Origin of the sequence: Chryseobacterium sp. 2TAF14 (assembly GCF_052115105.1) — a bacterium.
In the GTDB taxonomy this organism is placed as follows: Bacteria; Bacteroidota; Bacteroidia; order Flavobacteriales; family Weeksellaceae; genus Chryseobacterium.
Window position 1 is genome coordinate 1 of sequence record NZ_JBFRGA010000286.1, and the last position, 2378, is coordinate 2378.

A 2378-nucleotide genomic window follows, 5' to 3' on the forward strand; every position below is an offset into this window, starting at 1 on the left:
CAATGTACCACCTGCTACCTATATACGTGAAAAAAGGTTAAATAAGGCAAAAGAAATGCTCGAAACTACGTCTATGACTGTATCCGATATCTGCTATTCTGTCGGTTTTGAAAATGTGTCACATTTTTCAAGGATTTTTAAACAATATCACGGTATTATCCCGACCAGTTTACGACAGGATACCTAGATTGTGGTATAAAAAAGCATGATGGTTAAAATTGAACTAARTAGAACAAAACAATAAACTTTTTAGAAAAATAACTCCGAGGAAATCAGCATAATTTTGCTTTAGATAAAAATAAAAGCAATGAAAAATGCATTCCTGGTATTATTAAGCCTATGCTCTCTGGGAGTATTAGCAAATCAGAAATCCGAGCACCGCCAAGCAGATTATGCGGAAATAAGCGGTCCGAAATCACACAAAGTATCAACGTCAAGATCTGAAGATACGAAAGCAATCTTAGCTGTCATTGATACTTACATTGAAGGCCTGCGAACTGGTCGCGTTGACCTCTTACAGAAATGCTTTCATAAAGAAGCTATTATGTATGGTTATTCTATTGAAAATAAAATAACAGAAGGCAGTGTACAGCATCTTTATGACATCATTGAAAAATTTGGAGCCCTTAAAAATGTTACCTCTACAAACAGCGTGTTACATCAAACTTCCAACACGGCTACTGTACTTGCGGAACTTAAAACCACCGCTCCGCATGAAAATTCTACTGATTATCTGTCATTAATGAAAATCAACGGAGAGTGGAAAATCATTTCCAAGGTATATCACTTGTCCTACGCAAAGTAAACCATGATATTCAAAGATTATGGAAACACCTAAACATGAATCCGCAGATGCGATCATCTCAAAAGCGGAAGATAAAAAAGCAATCCTTGCGATAATCGAAATTTATATTGTGGGATTACGATCTGGGCGTGTAGATCTACTAAAGAAAGCTTTTCACGATAATGCGATCATGTATGGCTTTTCTGTAGAAAATAAAACGAGTGAAGGAAATATTGAACGTTTATATAATACCATTGAAAAAAATGGTCCTCTTCCTTATGTCACCTCCAAGAATACTATCCTTCATCTAACGGACAATACAGCTTTGGTGCTTGCTGAACTTAAAAATACCTCTCCTTGTCAAAATTCCACAGATTATCTTTCGCTGATGAAAATCAATGGATCTTGGAAAATTATCTCTAAGGTATATCAGTTATCCCACGCACATTAAATTAAAAATAAACAAAAAACAGCCTGAACACTTCAGGTTATACTAAACGTAAACATTTAAAATTTTATCACAATGCAAAACACTGACAATGTCAATTCAATCGCTGACTATAATGCGATCCTTAATGTAGCACAAATATATGTTAATGGCCTAAAAACCGGTAACGTAGACCAATTGAAACAGACCTTTCATCCAGATGGATTGATGGCGGGTACGATGCCTGATGGTAAGCTGACTACAAAACTTCAATTCTTATTTGATTTCACAGCCGAAAACGGACCTGCGCCTGATGTTAAATCTCATATAAGTATTTTACATAAAGCCGAAACGGCTGCTGTAGTTCTGGTAGAACTGGAAAATCTACAGGGCGGGGTTGGTTCAACCGACTATCTGTCTATGTTGCTGATCGATGGCGAATGGAAGATTATCTCCAAAGCGTTCAACCTTTACTGGGTGAATACTGATAAGATGTGTTAATTATTTAAGCAAATTACATAATCCTAATTCGATGCTTTGATAAAAGAAGGCCGTCTTCCGGTCTTCTTTTATCGTTTTTGAAATTCAAATAGAGGCATCTCTAAACTTTCCAATGATTAAAAAAAATACAGAAAAATGAATATAGATAAAGTATTGTTCAATGTATCTGAACATGTCCAATCAATTTTTAAATCATATCCCAATAAATCCTACCTCTATCACGACTTTCAGCACGCTATTCTTATGGTTGAAAAATCCAGAGAACTGGCCGTTAACGAAAAACTGAACGAGTACGGGAGATTTGTTTTGGAAACTGCTCTATGGTTCTACAATACCACGTATCTTTTCTGTGGAAACCATATTAAAGTTGCAATGTTGGCTGCTGATTTTTTAAAATCACAGGGTGTCAACTACAAATACATCCAAATGGTAGCTCTATTGATTATGGCAGTTGAAGATAAGGTTACTTTTGGGTTTCTCGAGCTTATTATGTATGATGCCACTTTTTTTGACTTGGCAGATCACATATTAGTAGATCGGATGGATCAGCTTAGACTTGAAAGAGAAGCAATTGGGCAGCTTTTTGAAACGGAAGAAATGTGGCAAAAGGAACTCATTGCGTTGATTGAGCAGCATAGATTTTATTCATCTTATGCAGTATCGGCC

General features: G+C 36.1%; 5 protein-coding genes. All 5 read left to right on the plus strand.

Annotation, left to right across the window (positions count from 1 at the left end):
* A partial coding sequence (locus AB4Y90_RS17520) for a helix-turn-helix domain-containing protein (RefSeq protein ID WP_441558850.1) occupies positions 1 to 187 on the plus strand: 187 nt, incomplete at its 5' end.
* Positions 188 to 307: 120 nt separating this feature from the next.
* Complete coding sequence (locus AB4Y90_RS17525; protein WP_441558851.1) at positions 308 to 805, plus strand: nuclear transport factor 2 family protein; 498 nt, start codon at positions 308 to 310, stop codon at positions 803 to 805.
* Positions 806 to 824: 19 nt separating this feature from the next.
* Complete coding sequence (locus AB4Y90_RS17530; RefSeq protein ID WP_441558852.1) at positions 825 to 1235, plus strand: nuclear transport factor 2 family protein; 411 nt, start codon at positions 825 to 827, stop codon at positions 1233 to 1235.
* 72 nt (positions 1236 to 1307) lie between these two features.
* A complete protein-coding gene (locus AB4Y90_RS17535) occupies positions 1308 to 1712 on the plus strand; it encodes a nuclear transport factor 2 family protein (protein WP_441558853.1) in 405 nt (134 codons plus the stop codon).
* A 135-nt stretch (positions 1713 to 1847) separates the two neighbouring features.
* A partial coding sequence (locus AB4Y90_RS17540) for a hypothetical protein (protein ID WP_441558854.1) occupies positions 1848 to 2378 on the plus strand: 531 nt, incomplete at its 3' end.